18 protein-coding genes and 1 other RNA gene are annotated in these 18,974 nt (G+C 62.1%); 3 read left to right on the top strand and 16 right to left on the bottom strand.

Going from position 1 to position 18,974, the window contains the following annotated elements; genetic code table 11:
* Positions 1-6: 6 nt before the first annotated feature.
* The 10 genes from DZG07_RS10405 to DZG07_RS10360 form a co-directional block, all read right to left on the bottom strand.
* Positions 7-948, bottom strand: a complete 942-nt coding sequence (locus DZG07_RS10405; protein ID WP_091914813.1) for a protease modulator HflC — start codon at positions 946-948, stop codon at positions 7-9.
* Positions 948-2,060: an FtsH protease activity modulator HflK gene (hflK, locus tag DZG07_RS10400; RefSeq protein ID WP_091914811.1), complete on the bottom strand. Its 1,113-nt coding sequence runs from the start codon at positions 2,058-2,060 to the stop codon at positions 948-950. The genes DZG07_RS10405 and hflK overlap by 1 nt, the downstream gene beginning before the upstream one ends.
* 150 nt (positions 2,061-2,210) lie before the next feature.
* Positions 2,211-2,732 (bottom strand): dihydrofolate reductase, encoded by a 522-nt coding sequence (locus DZG07_RS10395; RefSeq protein ID WP_119816704.1) that lies wholly within the window; start codon positions 2,730-2,732, stop codon positions 2,211-2,213.
* On the bottom strand, positions 2,732-3,781 hold the full coding sequence (locus DZG07_RS10390) for a DUF4424 domain-containing protein (protein ID WP_119816701.1): 1,050 nt from the start codon (positions 3,779-3,781) through the stop codon (positions 2,732-2,734). The genes DZG07_RS10395 and DZG07_RS10390 overlap by 1 nt, the downstream gene beginning before the upstream one ends.
* 309 nt (positions 3,782-4,090) lie before the next feature.
* A complete protein-coding gene (iolB, locus tag DZG07_RS10385; RefSeq protein ID WP_119816699.1) occupies positions 4,091-4,888 on the bottom strand; it encodes a 5-deoxy-glucuronate isomerase in 798 nt (265 codons plus the stop codon).
* A gap of 4 nt (positions 4,889-4,892) precedes the next feature.
* Complete coding sequence (locus DZG07_RS10380; protein ID WP_119821595.1) at positions 4,893-5,099, bottom strand: DUF3329 domain-containing protein; 207 nt, start codon at positions 5,097-5,099, stop codon at positions 4,893-4,895.
* A gap of 79 nt (positions 5,100-5,178) precedes the next feature.
* Positions 5,179-6,096 (bottom strand): myo-inosose-2 dehydratase, encoded by a 918-nt coding sequence (iolE, locus tag DZG07_RS10375; RefSeq protein ID WP_119816696.1) that lies wholly within the window; start codon positions 6,094-6,096, stop codon positions 5,179-5,181.
* Positions 6,097-6,284: 188 nt separating this feature from the next.
* Complete coding sequence (gene iolD, locus DZG07_RS10370; RefSeq protein ID WP_119816693.1) at positions 6,285-8,135, bottom strand: 3D-(3,5/4)-trihydroxycyclohexane-1,2-dione acylhydrolase (decyclizing); 1,851 nt, start codon at positions 8,133-8,135, stop codon at positions 6,285-6,287.
* A 20-nt stretch (positions 8,136-8,155) separates the two neighbouring features.
* Positions 8,156-10,090 carry a 5-dehydro-2-deoxygluconokinase gene (gene iolC, locus DZG07_RS10365; RefSeq protein ID WP_119821594.1) on the bottom strand — a complete coding sequence of 645 codons (1,935 nt, stop codon included), beginning with the start codon at positions 10,088-10,090 and terminating at the stop codon, positions 8,156-8,158.
* 126 nt (positions 10,091-10,216) lie between these two features.
* Positions 10,217-11,047, bottom strand: a complete 831-nt coding sequence (locus DZG07_RS10360) for a MurR/RpiR family transcriptional regulator (RefSeq protein WP_119816690.1) — start codon at positions 11,045-11,047, stop codon at positions 10,217-10,219.
* A gap of 146 nt (positions 11,048-11,193) precedes the next feature.
* Here DZG07_RS10360 and DZG07_RS10355 point away from each other — a divergent pair, with 146 nt between their 5' ends.
* Positions 11,194-12,303 carry a Gfo/Idh/MocA family oxidoreductase gene (locus tag DZG07_RS10355; RefSeq protein WP_119816687.1) on the top strand — a complete coding sequence of 370 codons (1,110 nt, stop codon included), beginning with the start codon at positions 11,194-11,196 and terminating at the stop codon, positions 12,301-12,303.
* 217 nt (positions 12,304-12,520) lie between these two features.
* Here DZG07_RS10355 and DZG07_RS10350 read toward each other — a convergent pair whose 3' ends face one another.
* The 4 genes from DZG07_RS10350 to DZG07_RS23835 form a co-directional block, all read right to left on the bottom strand.
* Positions 12,521-13,612, bottom strand: coding sequence for a 3-deoxy-7-phosphoheptulonate synthase (locus DZG07_RS10350; RefSeq protein ID WP_119821592.1), 1,092 nt, complete (start codon positions 13,610-13,612; stop codon positions 12,521-12,523).
* A 210-nt stretch (positions 13,613-13,822) separates the two neighbouring features.
* Positions 13,823-14,617: an SDR family oxidoreductase gene (locus DZG07_RS10345; RefSeq protein ID WP_119816684.1), complete on the bottom strand. Its 795-nt coding sequence runs from the start codon at positions 14,615-14,617 to the stop codon at positions 13,823-13,825.
* Positions 14,618-14,628: 11 nt separating this feature from the next.
* A complete protein-coding gene (gene iolG, locus DZG07_RS10340) occupies positions 14,629-15,630 on the bottom strand; it encodes an inositol 2-dehydrogenase (protein ID WP_119816681.1) in 1,002 nt (333 codons plus the stop codon).
* A 279-nt stretch (positions 15,631-15,909) separates the two neighbouring features.
* Positions 15,910-16,083, bottom strand: coding sequence for a hypothetical protein (locus DZG07_RS23835; protein ID WP_162931595.1), 174 nt, complete (start codon positions 16,081-16,083; stop codon positions 15,910-15,912).
* A 65-nt stretch (positions 16,084-16,148) separates the two neighbouring features.
* Here DZG07_RS23835 and DZG07_RS10335 point away from each other — a divergent pair, with 65 nt between their 5' ends.
* Positions 16,149-17,069 carry an alpha/beta hydrolase gene (locus DZG07_RS10335; protein ID WP_119816679.1) on the top strand — a complete coding sequence of 307 codons (921 nt, stop codon included), beginning with the start codon at positions 16,149-16,151 and terminating at the stop codon, positions 17,067-17,069.
* 33 nt (positions 17,070-17,102) lie between these two features.
* Here DZG07_RS10335 and DZG07_RS10330 read toward each other — a convergent pair whose 3' ends face one another.
* Both DZG07_RS10330 and DZG07_RS10325 read right to left on the bottom strand, forming a co-directional pair.
* Entirely contained in the window at positions 17,103-17,897 is a 795-nt protein-coding gene (locus DZG07_RS10330; RefSeq protein ID WP_091914781.1) for a thymidylate synthase, read from the bottom strand.
* A gap of 220 nt (positions 17,898-18,117) precedes the next feature.
* Positions 18,118-18,429 carry a DUF2853 family protein gene (locus DZG07_RS10325; RefSeq protein ID WP_091914779.1) on the bottom strand — a complete coding sequence of 104 codons (312 nt, stop codon included), beginning with the start codon at positions 18,427-18,429 and terminating at the stop codon, positions 18,118-18,120.
* A gap of 173 nt (positions 18,430-18,602) precedes the next feature.
* On the opposite strand from DZG07_RS10325, the gene ssrA reads away from it, so the two are divergent.
* Positions 18,603-18,962: a transfer-messenger RNA gene (gene ssrA, locus DZG07_RS10320) on the top strand.
* The last annotated feature ends 12 nt before the right edge of the window (positions 18,963-18,974 follow it).

Below are 18,974 nucleotides of genomic sequence, written 5' to 3'. Positions count from 1 at the left end.
CGGCGATTACTGGCCGGTGGCTGGCTGTGCTGCACCCGCAGCCGGGGCGGCAGGGGCTGCGCCCGATGCCGTGCCGTTCGGATTGCGGAAGAAGCGGAAGAACTCCGAATCCGGCGACAGCACCATCGTCGTGCCGGAATTATCCAGCGCCGAGCTGTAGGCGCTCATCGAGCGGTAGAACTCGAAGAACTCGGGATCGCGCTGGAACGCGCCGGCGAAGGCGGCGTTACGGGCGGCTTCGCCCTCACCGCGCAGGATTTCCGATTCCTTGCGCGCCTCGGCAACCGTCTCGATGACCTCGCGGTCGGCACGGGCGCGGATGCGCTGTGCGGCTTCACGACCGCGTGCCCTGAGCCTTTCGGCCTCGGCCAGACGCTCGGCCTTCATGCGCTCGAATGTCTGCGCCGAAACGTCCTGCGTCAGGTCGGTGCGGCGGATGCGGACATCCTCGATCTCCAGCCCGAGCGAGGTTGCGTCGGGACGGAGCTGGTCGCGAACCTCACGCATCATCGAGGCACGTTCCTCCGACAGCGCCGATTCGAAGCCACGCAGACCGTAGACCCGGCGCAAGGCCGCGTCGAAACGCGTCTTGAGGCGGGCTTCAGCCAGCGAAATGTTACCCGAAACAGCCTGACGGAAACGGCGCGGGTCCGAGATGCGATAGGCCATGAAGGCATCGACATCGTAGAACTTACCGCCCGAAACCTGGACGCGGATGTCGTCGAGGTCGAAGCGCAGCACGCGGTTTTCGACCATCTGGACATTGTCGGCTTCGAAGATACCGAACGGCGCCTTGAAGTAGATGCCGGGCTGCGTCTTCACGTCGACGATTTCACCGAAGCGCAGGATGATCGCCTGCTGCTTGGCGTTCACCACGAACACCGACGAGTAGAGGATGAAGAGAAGGACGACGGCGATGAGGCCGATGATTGGAAGTCGGTTGCTCATCAGTTGCCTCCTTCGGCGGGAGCGGCAGTGGTTGCGCGCTTCTGGAGTTCGGGCAGCGGCAGATAGGGCACGACGCCCTGCCCGTTACCCTGCTCGACGATGACCTTGTTGGAGCCCTTGAGCACCTTTTCCATCGTTTCGATGAACAGGCGCTGGCGCGTCACGTCGGGTGCCTTGGCGTATTCGTCGTAGACCGAGATGAAGCGCTGCGCCTCACCTTCGGCTTCCTGGACGACGCGGTTCTTGTAGGCGGCCGCTTCTTCGCGAACCTGAGCCGCCTCACCGCGAGCCTGACCGAGCTTCTGGTTGGAGTACTGGTTGGATTCCTCGACGAAACGATCCTCGTCCTGCTCGGCGCGCTGCACTTCGCTGAAGGCGTCGGCCACTTCACGCGGCGGCGAAGCGTCCTCGATCGAGATGGCGTTGACCGCGAGGCCCGAGCCATATTCCTCGAGCGAGGTCTGGATGATGCCGCGCACGGCATCGGCAATGCCCTGGCGATCGTCGCGGAAAATGTCCTGCGCCGGGCGGCGGCCGACGGCCTCGCGCATGGCGCTTTCGGCGACCTGCCGCAGCATGTCGTCCGGGTTGGAAACGTTGAAGAGATAATCGCGCGGATTGTTGACCTGATAGGCCACCGAGAACTGCACGTTGACAATGTTCTGGTCGCCCGACAGCATCAGGCCCGAGGTCGAGCGGTCCGAGCCGCCGCCGATATTGATCAGCTTTTCAGCCGTGTTGGCCTTCTCAACCGTTTCGATCGGCCACCAATGGAAATGCAAGCCCGGCTCCGAGAGCTGGTCCTTCGGCTTGCCGAAGCGCAGTTCGACCGCCACTTCGTCCGGCTGCACGGTGTAGACGGCCTGGAAGGCCCAGAACACCAGAAGCGCGATGGCGATGAGGCCGAAAAGGGCCGGATTGCCGGCGCCGCCGCCGGGAAGAACGTTCTTCAGCCTGTCCTGGCCGCGACGGATGATGTCTTCAAGATCCGGGGGCGAACCCTGCGGTCCGCTCGGACGAGGGCCCTGCCCCCATGGTCCGCCGCTATTGCCGCCGCCGCCGCCCCATGGGCCACCGCCGCCGCCTCCTCCACTCTGATTGTTCCAGGGCATGAATGTCCTTTCGCCTCAAAAACTTCCGCGCCTGCTGCGACAGGCCCAAATTCCTTATCTTCCTTCTATAGGGACGCCATCACGCGCTTTCAACGCAACCGCCATACGCGACGCGCCTTTTCAGATGCGACACGTTCCCCAAGCACGCCTTCAATGCACGTCCGGGCGGCGTTCGTAAACCGTATAGCGTGTCGCATGGCTGTCCTTTTCGCCGGCTGGCAGCTCCTCGGCGCGGACAATACGCCAAATCTGAGGGTCAATCGCCGGAAAACGCGTGTCGCCGTCGATTTCGCCCAGCACATGCGTCACATGAAGCCGGTCCGCCATCGGCAAGGCCTGCCGGTAGATCTCGCCGCCGCCGATGATGCAGATTTCGTCCGCGCCCTCCATGCAGCGTCCGCGCACGGTGGCAAGCGTGATCGCGTCCTCGAGCGAGCCGACGACCTCGGCGCCCTCGGCCTGAAAGCTGCGGTCGCGCGTCACCACGATGTTCAGACGTCCCGGCAAAGGGCGCTTGGGAAAACTCTCCCACGTCTTGCGCCCCATGACGATCGGCTTGCCCATCGTCCCGGCCTTGAAGCGCTTGAGATCGTTCGAAAGCCGCCACGGCAACCCGCCTTCGCGGCCGATCACGCCGTTTTCAGCAATGGCGACATAGATCGCGATATGCATCAGTTGCCGCTCCCGCCCTGCGCCGGCGCGGAGCTGTCGCCGTCTTCTGCAGCCTGGCCTGGGCTAAGGATCAATATGTCGAGATCGCGCTCGGGATAAAAATCCTCTGCCGTTATGCGGAAGGTCGTCGGGCCGATTTTCTCGACGCCGTTGCCGCAGAACGAGATGAGGTTCTTCGCATCGCCCTTGTCGATGGTCAGCGTGAACTTACCGATGGTGCCGGTTGCCCAGTTGCCGCCGGTCTTGAGGATATAGGCGATGCGGTTTTCGCTGAGCGAAGGGTAGCCGTCGGCATTTTCCTTTGCATTTTTCGCCACTGCCCGCTCGAAGGCGTCGTCCATGCAGTAGCGCTGCTTGTAGTCGGCGTAGTCGTCGCCCTGGAACTTGCCGTCATTGAAGAAGCCGAGCCCCACCGAGCCGCCGACACTGGGTTGGTAACTATGCGCAACCTTCACCGACTTACCCGCCGGAAATTTCGCGCGCCACCAATAGGTCGAGCGCAATTGCCAGTAAGGCGTGCGCACGCTCTTCATGCCCGAGCCGTCGTCAAATTCGTCAATGACGATGATGCCGCGATCGAGCCAGTCGTCGGCGACATCCTGCGGCAGCGCCTCCAGCGCCTTCACTGCCGCCTGACCAAAGGGATAGAACGGCACGTTCTGCGCCTTCAGATCGTCGGATACGTCTATGCCGACGGCGACCGCCTTGTGCTCCAGTTCCGGCTTGATCGCCTGCCCGTCGACGGAAACCTCGAAGCCGAGGAAATTGTCGTCCTGATCTTTTGGGATCGCCGGCATCTCATAAGGACTGCCGGCAATATCCGGCATCGGAAAGGCGACGATGGTGTCGACATCCTTCTCCGACTGGTTGCGGAAGACGTAATCGACCGTGACCTTCTCCTGCGAGATGAAGAGGTCTTCCTTTTCCATGATGATCGCGTCGGTGCGCGACAGGATCAGCCCGCCGGTGCCGAGTTCGGCAATGGAATCGTTGGCAAGCGCCGGCGCGGACGCGGTGACGAGGCTGGCGAGCAGGACGTGGCGAAGCATGAAAAATCCCCCGGCGTTGCGCTGATCGGCATGATTTTTACGCCGAGTCAGTCAGGCATGGGCATCTAACCTGCCAGGAGATGCGTGATCAAAGCAAATTCGGCATGGTGGGACCCCCACCCCTAACCCCTCCCCACAAGGGGGAGGGGAACTTGCTGCGCGGACGCCCTCCCCAATCTTCCATGTTCTTGGTGGCAAAGGCGACGAAATCGTCCCCCTCCCCCTTGTGGGGAGGGGTTAGGGGTGGGGGTAGAACACCCGGCTTCCACTCGATCCACCAAGCGGATCATCCTATCAAGGGGCAGGTAATCACGCCTTCAGCAGCCACTCATGCTCTGCAGCATTGTGGAACTTCCACGTCCGCTTCGGCCCGGCCATGACGTTGAGATACCAGAGATCGTAGCCATGGCAGGCAGCGCAGGGGTGATACCCCTTGGGCACCATTACCACGTCGCCGTCTTCCACTGCCATGGTTTCATCCAGCGAACGGTCGTCGGTATAGACGCGCTGGAAGGCAAAGCCCTGCGGCGGGTTGAGGCGGTGGTAGTAGGTTTCTTCGAGGTAGGATTCTGCCGGCAGATTGTCCTGGTCGTGCTTGTGCGGCGGGTAGCTCGAGGTGTGACCGCCCGGCGTTATCACCTCGACCACCAGCAGCGAATCCGCCGGCTCGCCTTCCGGCAATATGTTGGTGACGTAGCGCGTGTTGGTGCCCTTGCCGCGCAGTTCCTCGTGAAGATCCTTCGGCGCGATCACCCGCACTGGCAGCCCGCCGCCGAGGCTGGGTGCGGAACAGACTGCCAGTTCCAGATCGGTACCGGCTTCCACCGACCATTCGGTGTCCTGCGGCACATAGACGGACCATGGCTTGCCCTCGAAGGGCGACATGCGCTCGCCGAGAACGCCGAGATCCTGCCCGCCGGCATGGACCCTGCCCTTGCCGGTGACGAAGACAAGGCAAATTTCACGCGAGCCGCTGCTTTCCGCCACCGTTTCGCCGGGCGTCAGACGATGGAGGTCGAAACCGACATAGGTCCAGCCGGCGCTCTGCGGCGTGACATTGGCGACGCGGCCGCCGCCGTCCTTGGCCTTCACCAACAGTTTCGACATGGCCTTACTCCTTCTTGTCGGCATCCACGGGCGGCGGCGCATAGCTGAAGAGATACTGCCACGCCGCATAGGCGGAAAATCCCAGCATGATCATTCCCCATGTCGGCGAATCCATCGCGAACTCGATGCCTGCCCAGACAAGGCAGAATGCCACCAGCGCGATGCGCCGCCACAGCGGGCGGAAGAAGGGATGTTCGGAATCCTTGGTCAAATGAAACGGCTCCAATCGGAAATCAGGTCAGCTCTTGCGCCCAAGCTTGGCACAATCCGGCAGGGATGTGCCAGCACGATCAAACATTGGGGAAGCCCTGCGTCTCGACCGTATAGCCGGCGGCCGTCATCACCCGCATCAACTCCTTGTGGCCGACCTGAGCCATTTTCAGCGGCGGGTTCTTCTTCGGGTCCTGCTCGGCCTCGACCACGAACCAGCCCTCATAGCCATGATCCGCGAAGCGCTGGACGATGGCGCCGAAATCCAGCGAGCCGTCTCCCGGCACCGTGAAAGCACCCAGCGCCACCGCGTCGAGGAACGACTGCTTCTTCCAGTCCAGACCGTCGATCACGCCACGACGGATATCCTTCACATGCACATGGCTGATGCGCTTGTGGTGATTGTCGATGGCGCGCAGCACGTCACCGCCGGCAAAGGCGAGGTGCCCGGCATCGAGCAGCAGCGGAATGCCCTCGCCGGAATGGTTCATGAAGGCATTGAGCTCATGTTCGAACTGCACGACCGCAGCCATATGATGATGATAGGAGAGCGGCATGCCCTGTCCGGCGCACCATTCGCCGAATTCGGTGACCTTACGCGCATAGGCCTTCATCTCGTCGTCGGAGAGAACCGCCTTCGTCGCCAGCGGCTTCGAGCGGTCGCCCTGGATCGAGCGGCCGACCTCGCCATAGACGATGCACGGTGCATTGACCGCCTTGAACAGGTCGATCATCGGCTGGATGCGATCCTTGTTGGCCGACAGGTCCTCATCGACCAGCGTGCCCGAAAACCAGCCGCCGCAAAGGGTGACGTCGGCCTTCTTCAGGATCGGCAGCATGATTTCCGGATCATCGGGAAAGCGCCGGCCCTTCTCCATGCCGGTGAAACCCGCCGAGCGCGACTGGCGAAGACATTCCTCCAGCGAGACATCGTCGCTGAGTTCCACAAGATCGTCGTTCCACCATGCGATGGGGGACATGCCCAGTTTGGCTTTCAAGTCGTTGCTCCGGTTTCAGATCGCTTTTTTAAATTCTTGGGCGTCGGCGCTGCCCCTCATCCCCCTGCCGGGACCTTCTCCCCGTGAACGGGGAGAAGAAGGAAGCGGAGACGTTGCGGCCAGCCTTCTTCTCCCCGTCTCTATACGGGGAGAAGGTGCCGGCAGGAGGATGAGGGGCAGCGCCAACCTCAATCCCCCACACGCTGCAGCTTCACCGCTTCCTCATAAGCCTTGCGCTTGGCGACAACCTCCTTTCGCGCACTCACCTCCGGCACCGCCACATCCCACCAATGCCCGCCGGCATCGGTCGAAATCAGCGGGTCGGTTTCGATGACCACCACCGTCGTGCGCGGGTTCTGCTTGGCTTTGCCAAGCGCTGTCTCCAGCTCTGCCACCGACGATACCTTTTCAGCGATCGCGCCGAGGCTCGCGGCGTGGGCGGCGAAGTCGATGTCGGGCAAGGTCTGGTGGCGCGAGTCCTTCAGCAGATTGTTGAAGTTGGCCCCGCCGGTGCCCATCTGCAGCCGGTTGATGCAGCCATAGCCGCGATTGTCGAGAAGCACGATGGTCAGCCGCAGCCCGAGCATCACCGAGGTCGCAATCTCCGAATTCAGCATCAGGTAGGAACCGTCGCCGACCATGACGACGACTTCCTCGTCGGGCTTGGCCATCTTGACGCCGAGCCCGCCGGCAATCTCGTAGCCCATGCAGGAATAGCCGTATTCGGCGTGATAAGAACCCGGCGCGCCGGCCTGCCACAGCTTGTGTAACTCACCGGGCAATCCGCCCGCCGCATGAAGCACCGTGACGCCCGAACCCATAGCCCGCTGCACCGCGCCGATAACCTGCGCATCCGATGGCAGCGCCGCATTGGTCGACGCCGTGACCTTGGCGGCAGCGGCCTGCCATTCGGCCTTACCGGCCCTGGCGTTTTGCGTCCAGCCTGCCGGCGCCTTGTAGCCTTTCAGCCCTGCTGCGAGTTCCGCCAGCCCTTCTGCGGCGTCTGCTACCAGCGGCAGCGCGCGATGTTTTCCTGCATCGAACGCTTGCACATTCAGCCCGACAAAGGTCTTTCCCGAATTACGGAACAGCGCCCACGAGCCGGTAGTAAAATCCTGCAGCCGCGTGCCCACGGCGAGGATCACATCGGCCTCTTCCGCCAGCCGGTTCGCCGCCGACGTGCCGGTGACGCCGACTGCCGCCATGTTGAGTGGATGATCATCCGGCAGCGAGGATTTGCCGCCCTGCGTCTCGCAGACGGGAATGCCCGTCGCCTCCACCAGCCGCGCAAGATCGCCGGAAGCCTGCGAATAGAGCACGCCGCCGCCGGCGATAATCAGCGGCTTCTGGGCGTCCTTAAGTGCTGCCACCGCCGCCGCCAGTTCGGTACGATCCGGGCGCGGCCGGCGCGGCAACCACAGCCGCTCCTCGAAAAAACTCTCGGGATAATCATAGGCTTCGGCCTGCACGTCCTGGCACAGCGCCAGCGTCACCGGCCCGCATTCCGCCGGATCGGTCAGCACCTGCATGGCGCGCGCCAGCGCCGGGATGATCTGCTCGGGACGGGTGATGCGGTCGAAATAGCGCGACACCGGGCGGAAGCAGTCATTGGCCGAAACGGTGCCGTCGCCAAAACTCTCGACCTGTTGCAGCACCGGGTCGGGAATGCGGTTGGCGAAGACATCGCCCGGCAAGAGCAGCAGCGGCAGCCGGTTGACATGGGCGAGCGCGCAGGCCGTCACCAGATTGGTCGCGCCGGGGCCGATCGACGTGGTCGCGGCCATGATGCGGCGGCGGAAATGCGCCTTGCCATAGGCGATTGCCGCATGTGCCATCGCCTGCTCGTTATGGGCGCGGAAGGTCGGCAAATCCTCGCGGACTTGGTAGAGCGCCTCGCCCATGCCGGCGACATTGCCATGGCCGAAAATCGCCCAGACGCCGCCGAACAGCGGCAGCTTCTCGCCGTCGATCTCGGTCATCTGGCGGGCGAGGAAGCGCGTCAGCGCCTGCGCCATGGTCAGGCGGATTGTCTTTGTCATCGCTTATTCCTCCCAGCCCTTTATGCGGCTTTCCGGCCGCGCGCGGCAAGCCAGGCTTCGGTGAGCCTTTCGAAGCGCGACGCCATGTCGGCGATCGCTTCCTCGTCCGAGATTTTGCCCGCCAGCCATTTTTCGGCAGCATCGACGAATATGGTGCGGCCGACGGCAAAGCCCTTCACCACCGGGGCGTCGGCAGTCGCGGCAAAGGCTGCTTCCAGTTCCGCCTGTGGCGCTTCCAGCCCGAGCAGCACGACGCCGCGGCACCACGGATCGTTCTTCGAAATCACCGCCTCGACCTTGCGCCACGCGTCGGGCGATGCCTGCGGCTCCAGCTTCCACCAGTCCGGCTTGATGCCGAGATGGTAAAGTTCCTGCAAGGCGCGCGGGATCGTCTCGTCGTCGAGCGTGCCATGCTTGCCGGCGATGATCTCGACCAGAAGCTCGCGCCCGACCCGGCGTGATGCTTCGAACAAAGCGCGCAATTTCTGCTGCTGTTCTTCCTTCAGGACTACGGGATCGTCGGGATGGTAAAAACTCAGGCATTTGATGCAGTGGTCGACCGGCCAGTCGACCAGCTGCGAACCAATGTCCTGCGAGAACTCGAAGCGCAGCGGCCGCGAGCCGGGAAGCTCAACCGGCCGGCCGAGCCAGGCGAACGGATGTCGGGCGAATTCGAACATGGCGTCGCGGCCATGCTTTTCGTCCAGCAGCATGCCGTAGCCTTCGCGGCCGGCGGCCACTCTCGCCGCCGCCTTCACCGCCAGCACCTTGAAATCGCCGATCCGCGCCGCATCGACACCAAGTCTTGCCGCAACATCCTCGAGCTGCGCGCGATGGTCGATCGCCAGCGCCATCAGCGATGGGATTTCGCGCCGGCGGTTGGTTGCCCAATGGATGTGGTTGATCGCCTCGTCCTTGCGCAGTGCATGCTGCTTGCTGCCGTTTTTCAGGAAGAATTGCAGCTCCTCCCAGGTCGGATATTCCGGCGCGCAGAGCAGGCGCGAGACGGCGAAGGCACCGCAGGCATTGGCCCAGGTGGCAGTGGTCTGCCAATCCTCAGCCCCGAGCCAGCCGCGCAGCAGGCCGGACATGAAGGCATCGCCTGCGCCGAGCACATTATAGACCTCGATGGGAAAACCCTTGCCGACGATGCCGTCTTCAAGATCGTCGCTGATCTTGCCGTCATAGACGATGCAGCCCATGGCACCGCGCTTCAGCACAATCGTGGCTTTCGAGACCGCCCGGATCGCCTTCAGCGCGCCGAGCACGTCTTCGGCGCCGGACGCGATCATGATTTCTTCCTCGGTGCCGACAATCAGGTCGCAATCGGGCAGCACGGCCTTCAACTGCGCCGAGACGCGGTCGGATTTCACGTATCGGCCAAAGCCCTCGGCGTGACCGGCAAGGCCCCAGAGGTTGGGGCGATAGTCGATGTCGAACGCGACCTTGCCGCCATTCTGCTTGGCAATACGGATCGCCTTGCGCTGCGCGGCGGCGCTGTTTTCGCGCGAAAAATGCGTGCCGGTGACCACGATGGCGCGGGCCGAAGCGATGAAGGCTTCATCGATGTTTTCTTCCGACAGCGCCATGTCGGCGCAGTCGGAGCGATAGAAGATCATCGGCGAAACGCCCTCCTCCTCCACCGCCAGCAGCACCAGCGCCGTCAGCCGCTCTGGATCGATGGCAATGCCGTCGGTGGCGACGCCCTCGCGCTTCAACTGCTCGCGGATGAAGCGGCCCATCTGCTCGTCGCCGACGCGGGTGACGAGCGCCGATTTCAGACCCAGCCGCGCCGTGCCGACGGCGATGTTGGTTGGACAGCCGCCGACCGACTTGGCGAAGGAGGCGATATCCTCCAGCCGCGAACCGATCTGCTGGCCATAGAGATCAACCGATGCCCGGCCGATGGTGATGACGTCGAGTTGCGCTTTTTCGGCGCCATGAGGTCGTGCCATGGCTTCCTCCCGAGGCTTGCCGCTCGGCATATTCTGGTCAACGGTGCCGGCAAAAATACGAAATATTAATTCCACGCTATAGTCAATATGGAATGTATATTCTTCTCTTGGAACGACCGTATTCCGTCAGTCGCGGCGCTTTTCGGCCACCGCCACCGTCAGCGTCATGGCCAACGCCATCGTCGCCGACATCGAGCGGAAGCCGGCGCAATCCGATTCGGCGACCTCGAACCATTCCGCCGCCGACTGCGCCAAAGGCGAGAACGCACTGTCGGTGATGGCCACCACCGGCACGCCCTGTTCGAAAAGCAGCCTGGCCTGATCGACGGTCGCAGACGCATAGGGCGAAAAACTGACGGCCAGAACGGCGTCCTTCGGGCCGGCAAAGGATATGATTTCGGGATCGAGCCCGGCAGCCGATTCGATGAGCTGGCTGCGGATTTTCAGCTTGCCGAAGGCATAGGCCATGTAGCTGGCGATCGGATAGGAGCGACGGCGGGCGAGCAGGTAGATCGTCTCCGCACCCGCAAGAATGGCCACAGCCCGCTCGAGCACGCCATCGTCGATCGAGCGCGATATCTGGTCGAGGGAATTGCTCGCCGCAGCAACGAAACCATCGAAAATAGCCCGGTTCCGACCCCCCTCCGGTGCAGACCCGCGCAGCGTCGTAAGCCGGTCTTCATAAGACGTCGTGCGCTCGCGCAGCCGCTCGCGGAACACCGATTGAAGGCTGGTGAAACCGTCGAAGCCGAGATGCTGGGAAAAACGGATCAGCGTCGAGGGCTGCACGCCGGCGGAAGCGGCGATGCTGGCCGCAGTGCCGAAGGCGATCTCGTCGGGATTGTCGAGCGAATAGGCGGCGACCTGCGCGATGCGCTTGGGCAGCGATTGCCGCTGCTCGAGGATTTTTGCCCTCAATGTTTCATAGTCGCGCGGCAGGTCTGGTTCGATGTTCATGCGTTTCACACTGCTTGGTCCCCGTCCCTCTCGCAAGAGCATAATGGAGCCGACGAAGAAAGTCATAAAAAATGGATCATCCATTCCACTGAAGGAAAATTTAGATTAATCCATACGCCATAAATCCAAAGGGAGGGAGCGCGATCATGACAGGCGTCGGTCTTATCGGAACGGGCTTCATGGGCAAATGCCACGCGATCGCCTGGAACTCGGTGCGCACTGTGTTCGGCGATGTCGCACCGGTGCGGCTCGTCCATCTCGGCGAGGCCACAGCCGAACTCGCCACACGCCGCGCCGATGAATTCGGCTTCGAAAAGGGCTCGGGCGACTGGCGCGCCGTCATCGCGGACCCGGAAGTGGAGGTCGTTTCGCTGACCACGCCCAACCAGTTCCACCCCGAAATGGCGATTGCTGCACTCGAAGCCGGCAAGCACCTGTGGTGCGAAAAGCCGATGGCGCCATCCTTTGCGGAAGCCGAAGCCATGCGTGCCGCCGCGCGCAAATCGGGCAAGATCGCGGTGCTCGGCTACAACTACATCCAGAGCCCGGCCATCCGCCAGATCCGGACGCTGCTCTCTGAAAACGCCATCGGCGACGTCAACCATCTGCGCATCGAGATGGACGAGGATTTCATGGCCGACGCGGACACCGCCTTCGGCTGGAAGCACAACGCCACCTCCGGCTATGGCGCGCTGGACGATTTCGCCGTCCATCCGCTGTCGCTGGTCCAGACCCTGTTCGGGCGCGTCAGCCGGGTCATGTGCGACATGGCAAAACCCTATGCCGACCGGCGCGTCGAAGGCGGCGGCCGGCGTGCGGTCGAGACCTACGACATCGCCAGCGCCTTGATGCATCTCGAAAATGGCGTGTCGGGCACCTTGCTGGTCAACCGTTCAGCCTGGGGCCGCAAGGGCCGCATCGCCGTACAGATTTTCGGTTCGAAAGGCTCGATCCTGTTCGACCAGGAGCGCTTCAACGAATTCCAGCTCTATGTCACGTCGGATCGCCCGACCGAGCAGGGCTACCGCACCATCCTCGCGGCGCCCGTTCACTCACCCTACGACCGCTTCGTGCCCGCCCCCGGCCATGGGCTGGGGTTCAACGATCTGAAAACCATCGAGTGCCACGAGCTTATTGCCCGCATTGGCGGCAAGCCGGCCAATGTGATCGAGTTCGATGAGGGGCTGGAGATCGAACGCACTGTGCACGCGATGGCGCGGTCGTTCGAGGACGGGCGCTGGGTGGCGGTGCGGTAGAGCATGCCGCGACAGGGACGGGGCGATCACATGTGAAGCACCCCCACCCCTAACCCCTCCCCACAAGGGGGAGGGAGATTTTGCGCGCGCCATGCCGCACGAATCCATCAATGATCAGCACATTGAGAATATGCCAGCAGGTTCCCCTCCCCCTTGTGGGGAGGGGTTAGGGGTGGGGGTGCTTTCATATGCAATCGACCTGCTGTCACGGCCCCAATCAAGCCGCTCCCGCCCGCTGCGCAACCATATCGCCCCGCACTTGCCGACGCTGCTCGACGGCGTCCGCCAAACCGCGCAAAACCGTTTCCGTCGTCTCCCAGTCGATGCAGCCATCGGTGATGCTCTGCCCGTAGACGAGCGGCTTGCCCGGCACGACATCCTGGCGGCCGGCGACCAGATTGCTCTCGATCATCAGCCCGATTATGCGCTCGTCGCCGGCAGCGACCTGGGCCGCTACGTCGGCTGCGACCTTCGGCTGGTTTTCCGGCTTCTTGCCGCTGTTGGCGTGGCTGACATCGATCATCAGCTTCGGCGCAACGCCGATGCGCGAGATTTCCACGCTGGCTGCCTCGACGCTGGCCGCATCGTAGTTGGGCGCGAGCCCGCCGCGCAGGATGACATGGCAGTCCTCGTTGCCGGTGGTCGCGGCAATCGCGCTGCGCCCGCCCTTGGTCACCGCCATGAAATGATGCGGCTGGGCCGCCGACTTCACCGCTTCGGCGGCGATCCGCAGATTGCCGTCGGTGCCGTTCTTGAAGCCGACGGGGCAGGAAAGCCCGGACGCCAGTTCGCGATGGATCTGGCTCTCGGTCGTGCGCGCGCCGATCGCGCCCCAGGAAACGAGGTCGGCGATGTATTGCGGCGTCGTCATGTCGAGGAATTCGGTCGCCGCCGGAAGGCCGAGATTGTTGACCGCAGCCAGCACATTGCGCGCCAGCCTCAGCCCCTTGTCGATCTTGAAACTGCCGTCGAGGTCTGGGTCGTTGATCAGGCCCTTCCAGCCGACCGTGGTGCGCGGCTTCTCGAAATAGACGCGCATGACGATCTCGAGCCGGTCGGACAATTCCTCGCGCAGCTCCACTAGGCGACTGGCATAATCGACCGCGGCAACCGGGTCGTGGATCGAGCACGGGCCAACGACGACCACGAGCCGATCGTCAGTGCCCGTCAGCGCGGCGTGAATGGCGTTGCGCGACGCGGTGACGGTCTTCGTCGCCGTCAGCGTGCGCGGTATCTCCTGCATCACCTCGTCTGGTGTGCTCAGTTCCTTGATTTCCTTGACCCGAAGGTCGTCTGTGGTGGTCAACACGGCTTTCTGCTCCTGATTGGGGAGACCTGCCGGCAAAAACAAAAAAGCCGCCAGGTCTGGCGGCTGTTCGGATTTTGGTGCTGCAATCTTAGATCGAGCGCAATCCTCCCGCCGCCAGCGAGCTGCAGTAGCTAAAGTACCAAAACGAGGCGGTCAGGTGGATCATGCGCGTCTCATAGCCGAAGCCGCGGGATTTGTCACGCACGATGATTACTCGCCGATAATGCCCGGTACATTCTGGTCGTAGTCGACCAGAGCGCCGGTCATGACGCCGGACTGAGGCGACAGCATATAGGTGATCAGGCCGGCCATCTCATGCGTTTTGACGAGCTGGCCCATCGGGGCCGAGGCTTCGGCCTTGGCCAGCCAGTCCGGTGCCGCATCGTGAAACTTCGCCTGCGTCGCAGCTTCCCCGGGCGTGTCCATCCAACCGGGCAGTACCGCGTTGCAGCGGATGCGATTGCGGCGATAGGCGTTGGCGACGTTCTTGGTCAGCGTCGCCAGCGCGCCCTTACTGGCGGAGTAGGAAGATAAAAACGACTGCCCGCCATGCACATTGACGGACAGGACGTTGACCATCGAGCCGGGCTGGCCGGTTTCGAGAAGATGTTTGACCAGCCCCTGCATCAGGAAGAACGGGCCGCGCACGTTGATGGCGAACATCTCGTCGAACATTTCTGGCGATGTCTCGGTGAGCGAGCCCCGCGCTGCCGATGCCGCCGCGTTGACCAGCGCGTTGAGGCTGCCGAAGCGCTTCACACCGGTCTCGACGGCGGCCAGGCAGGCCACTGGGTCGGCAAGATCCGCGCTGACGAAAATCGCTTCCGCACCGCGCTTTTCCAGTTCGGCGACGGCCACCCTGCCCTTGTCTTCGGAGCGGCCGAGCAGCACGAGCGCCTTGCATCCCTCGTCCACCAATTGCCGCGCCACCGCCAGCCCGACGCCCTGCGCGCCGCCGGTGATCAGGGCATTGGTGCCGGCATTGCGCATGGTCAGGTCGGTCATGACGGTTCCCTTCAATCCCTGCTTTTCAGGCGTATCGTCTTGCCTTCCTTGGCGGACTTCAGCGCCGCATCGGCCAGGGCCAGTGCGATCAACCCGTCGCGGCCGCTGGGCGAGGCCTTCTTGCCCTTGCTCATCGCCGCAATGAAGGCTGCGATCTCGTTGGCGTAGGCTTCGGTGTAGCGGGTCATGAAGAAGTCGTGCAGCGGCGGGCGCGTATAGCCCTTGCCATTGGCGATCTCGATGGAAACGGGCCGCTGGTTTTCTGCAGCGACCATGCCTTTCGAGCCATGCACTTCAATGCGCTGGTCGTAGCCATAGGTTGCGCGGCGGGAATTGGAGATTATCGCCTGCTTGCCAGACGCGGTTTCCAGAATGACGCTGACCGAGTCGAAATCGCCGGCCTCGCCAATCTTCTTGTCGACCAGCACCGAGGCATGGGCGCTGACCGAAACGGGGTCCTCGCCGAGCAGAAAGCGCGCCATGTCGAAGTCATGAATGGTCATGTCGCGAAAGATGCCGCCGGAGCGCTTGATGTAATCGACCGGCGGCGCGCCGGGATCGCGCGAGGTGATCGTCACCATCTCGACATCGCCGATGGCGCCATCGTCGATCGCCTTGCGTACGGCGGCAAAATGCGGATCGAAACGGCGGTTGAAGCCAACCATTAGGGTCGCACCCGTCTTCTCGACCACGGCCAGGCATTTTTCGACGCGCTTGACGTCCAGATCGATGGGCTTTTCGCAGAAGATCGCCTTGCCGGCCTTGGCGAAGCGTTCGATCAGGTCGGCGTGAGTGTCGGTCGGCGTGCAGATGATGACGGCGTCGATATCGCTGGATTTCTCGATCTCGTCGATCGTGCGAATGGCGCAGCCATAGGCGCCGGCGAGTTCCTTCGCCGCCTTTTCAAAGGCGTCGGCAACGGCGACCAGCTGCGCCTGCGGGTTGGAAGCCACGGCCTTGGCGTGAACCTTGCCGATACGGCCCGCACCGAGCAGGCCAAAGCGAACTGTCATGATAACGCCTCATCTTGAAGTGACCCGGATCATCCGAGCCCGTGAAATGGAAAGAGCCGCATGGTTCCTCCTATGGCATCATGCGGTCAACGATCGGGTGGTCGCGCCCTATGCTTCTCCCTGGCAGCAAGCTTACGCTCCGAAATACAAAAAACGGAACGTAAATACCATTCACGATCATCATTGAAATTTTTATTCCATGTTTGTCGGTTTCCGTCAAGCGGTTCCCGTTCGACGGGCAAGCCCGGCTCGATCCTGCGGCTTCGCGCCATCCAAAGTTCAGTTGAAAGTATTTCCGGCAGCCTTGGCAAAAATAAAAGCGGCATCTTTCAACGTGATTTTGCAATCTTCCTTTCCTGAATTTACCGGTTCTTGCCGGATGTCTGCGCTTGAACTACTCTGATATTTTCGCGCGGCTCGCCAACCGACCGCCCGACTGAAGATCAGCAGCATTTCCTAGAATTCCTGGCATTTCCACTAGCCGAAAAATCACCTCAGTTCTTGAAGGAGTGACGGCATTGTTTCGTGTTATTTTCGCAGTTCCTGTTTTGCTGGCATTGGCTTGTTCGGCCAAAGCGGAGATCCAGCCCTTCCCGGCCGAGTTCAAGATCGAAGAGATCGCAACGAACGGCACGACCATTCATGTCCGTGTCGGCGGAAGCGGCCCTGCGGTCGTGCTGCTGCATGGCTATGGCGAGACCGGCGACATGTGGGCGCCGCTGGCTGCCGTCCTCGCGCGCGACCACACGGTGGTCGTGCCCGACTTGAGAGGGCTCGGCCTGTCTTCGAAACCCGCCGGCGGCTATGACAAGAAGACGCAAGGCAGCGACGTCGCCGGCGTGCTCGACACCCTGCACATCGACAAGGCCGATGTGGTCACGCATGACATCGGCAATATGGTCGGTTACGCCTTCGCTGCCGAGAACCCGCAGCGGGTGACGCGGTTCGTGCTGATCGATGCGCCCCTGCCCGGCATCGGCCCGTGGGAGGAAGTTCTGAAGAACCCGCTGCTGTGGCATTTCCGCTTCGGCGGCCCGGACATGGAACGGCTGGTCGCCGGGCGCGAGCGCATCTATCTCGACCGGTTCTGGAACGAATTTTCCGCCGATCCCGCCAAATTCGACGAAGCGTCGCGCGCTCACTATGCCGAGCTTTACGCGCTGCCGGGCGCGATGCATGCCGGCTTCTCGCAATTCGCCGCCTTCGATCAGGACGCCATCGACGACAAGGCGTTTCTTGAGAAAGGCGGCAAGCTGACCATGCCCGTGCTGGCAGTCGGTGGTGAGAAATCCTTCGGCCCGATGATGGCGACGGTGATGCGTTTCGCCGCGAGCGATGTCACCGAGGGCATTATCCCGAACTCTGGCCATTGGATCATGGAAGAGAACCCGGAGGCCACCATCGAGATGGTGACGACCTTCCTGTCAGAGAAACAATGATCTTTCACAGCCGAGGCGACGACGACCCTCGGCTCACACCGCGATCGGCGCGCGGATGCTCGCGTCGGCGACGTAATTCTCCAGCCGGAAGTCCTCGAAGCGGAAGGCAAACAGGTCCGTCACATCCGGGTTGATCCACATCGTCGGCAGCGCCTTGGGCGTGCGTGCCAACTGCTCGCGCGCCTGCTCGAAATGGTTGGAATAGAGATGCGCGTCGCCCAGCGTGTGAACGAAGTCGCCGGGCTTCAGCCCGGTCACCTGCGCCACCATCAGCGTCAGCAGCGCATAGGAAGCGATGTTGAACGGAACGCCGAGAAAAATGTCGGCCGAGCGCTGGTAGAGCTGGCAGGAGAGCTTGCCGTCCGAAACGTAGAACTGGAACAGGCAGTGGCATGGCGGCAGCGCCATGGCGTCCACTTCGGCCGGGTTCCAGGCCGAAACGATCAGCCGGCGTGAATTGGGATTCTTGCGGATCTGGATCAGAAGATTGGCGATCTGGTCGATATGCTCGCCATTCGGTGCCGGCCACGACCGCCACTGCGCGCCATAGACCGGGCCGAGATCGCCATTCTCGTCGGCCCATTCGTCCCAGATCGAGACGCCGTTGTCTTTCAGGTACTTGATATTCGTGTCGCCGGCCAGAAACCACAGAAGCTCGTGGATGATCGACTTCAGATGAAGCTTCTTCGTCGTGGTGACGGGAAAGCCCTTCGCCAGGTCGAACCGCATCTGGTAGCCGAACACCGAACGCGTGCCGGTGCCGGTGCGATCGCCACGGTCAACGCCGGTTTCGAGAACATGTTTCAGGAGATCGAGATACTGGCGCATCGCTTCCGCGTCGATTCGGGGCTTTTCCCGATCATAGCGCAAGCCCGGTTATGCGAGAACGCAAAAGCGATAAGCATTTTTGCTTATGCAGCAAAAATCCCTCAAAGGAAAAGCAAAGCTGTTTCGATGGGATATCGCAAGCTTCGCAGCTAGGCGCTGCCCCTCATCTGCCTGCCGGCATCTTCTCCCCGTGAACGGGGAGAAGAAAGAAGCTTCGGCCTCAGAGAGAGCCGAGCTTTCCGAGGTCCTTGGCGGCCAGATAATAGAAGGTCACCCGGCTCTTGGTGTTGTCGCCGGACATTGCCTTGCAGACTTTCTCGACGGCAGCACTTGCCTTGGCGTCGTCGGTGATGCCGAGCTTCTTGGCGATCCAGTTCGCCTTGACGCGGTCCAGTTCCTTGGGGTCGGTGCACGACACCAGCGACGAATCGCGGTTGCGAAGCGCAATGCCCAGATGCTTCACGATCTTCTCGACCACGGCGGCATCGGCGCCGGCATCATACTTCTTCACGTCTGCAAGGTAATCGGCCATGAAATATTCCCCTCGTCGAACAACAGGACTTCGCTCGATGAGGTCGCAGAATCACAACCTTGCGTTTCCGGCACTTTCCTCACCGTTGAAAAGCTTCGGTTCAACACGCCGTCCTGTCAAGCACTTTGCCCCCTCGTCATGCACTTTGAATGTAAGTGGATTCCGGCGAATGCGGCCTTCCCTTTGACGCGATCCCTCCCTATATTCGGTCCGTCAGCTTGACTGACTATGGTGATAAACAGGCGATGCAATAAGCCGTTCGGACCCGGGGGCGGTACCCGGCGCCTCCACCAAAAGCCGCTGCTTTCAAGGGAGCGGTTTTTGCTGGGGGCGAAATAGGATCGACGAAGGTGTAAAGATCGTACTTTTGCCCGGCATTGTACCACCGTTATCGGGCTAAACTTGTAGTTGCAAACGACAACTATGCGGAAGCACGTCTCGCTGCGTAAGCAGTGCGATAGCTTCAAATTAAGCCCTAGAGGTTCGCACTTCTAGGCGGGGTCCGGAGGCACCTGGCAACAGAAGCCTCCACTTCTCCCCCTTTC

This window comes from Mesorhizobium sp. DCY119, assembly GCF_003590645.1.
GTDB lineage: Bacteria > Pseudomonadota > Alphaproteobacteria > Rhizobiales > Rhizobiaceae > Mesorhizobium_M.
This window is presented reverse-complemented; position numbering and strand designations above follow the sequence as displayed.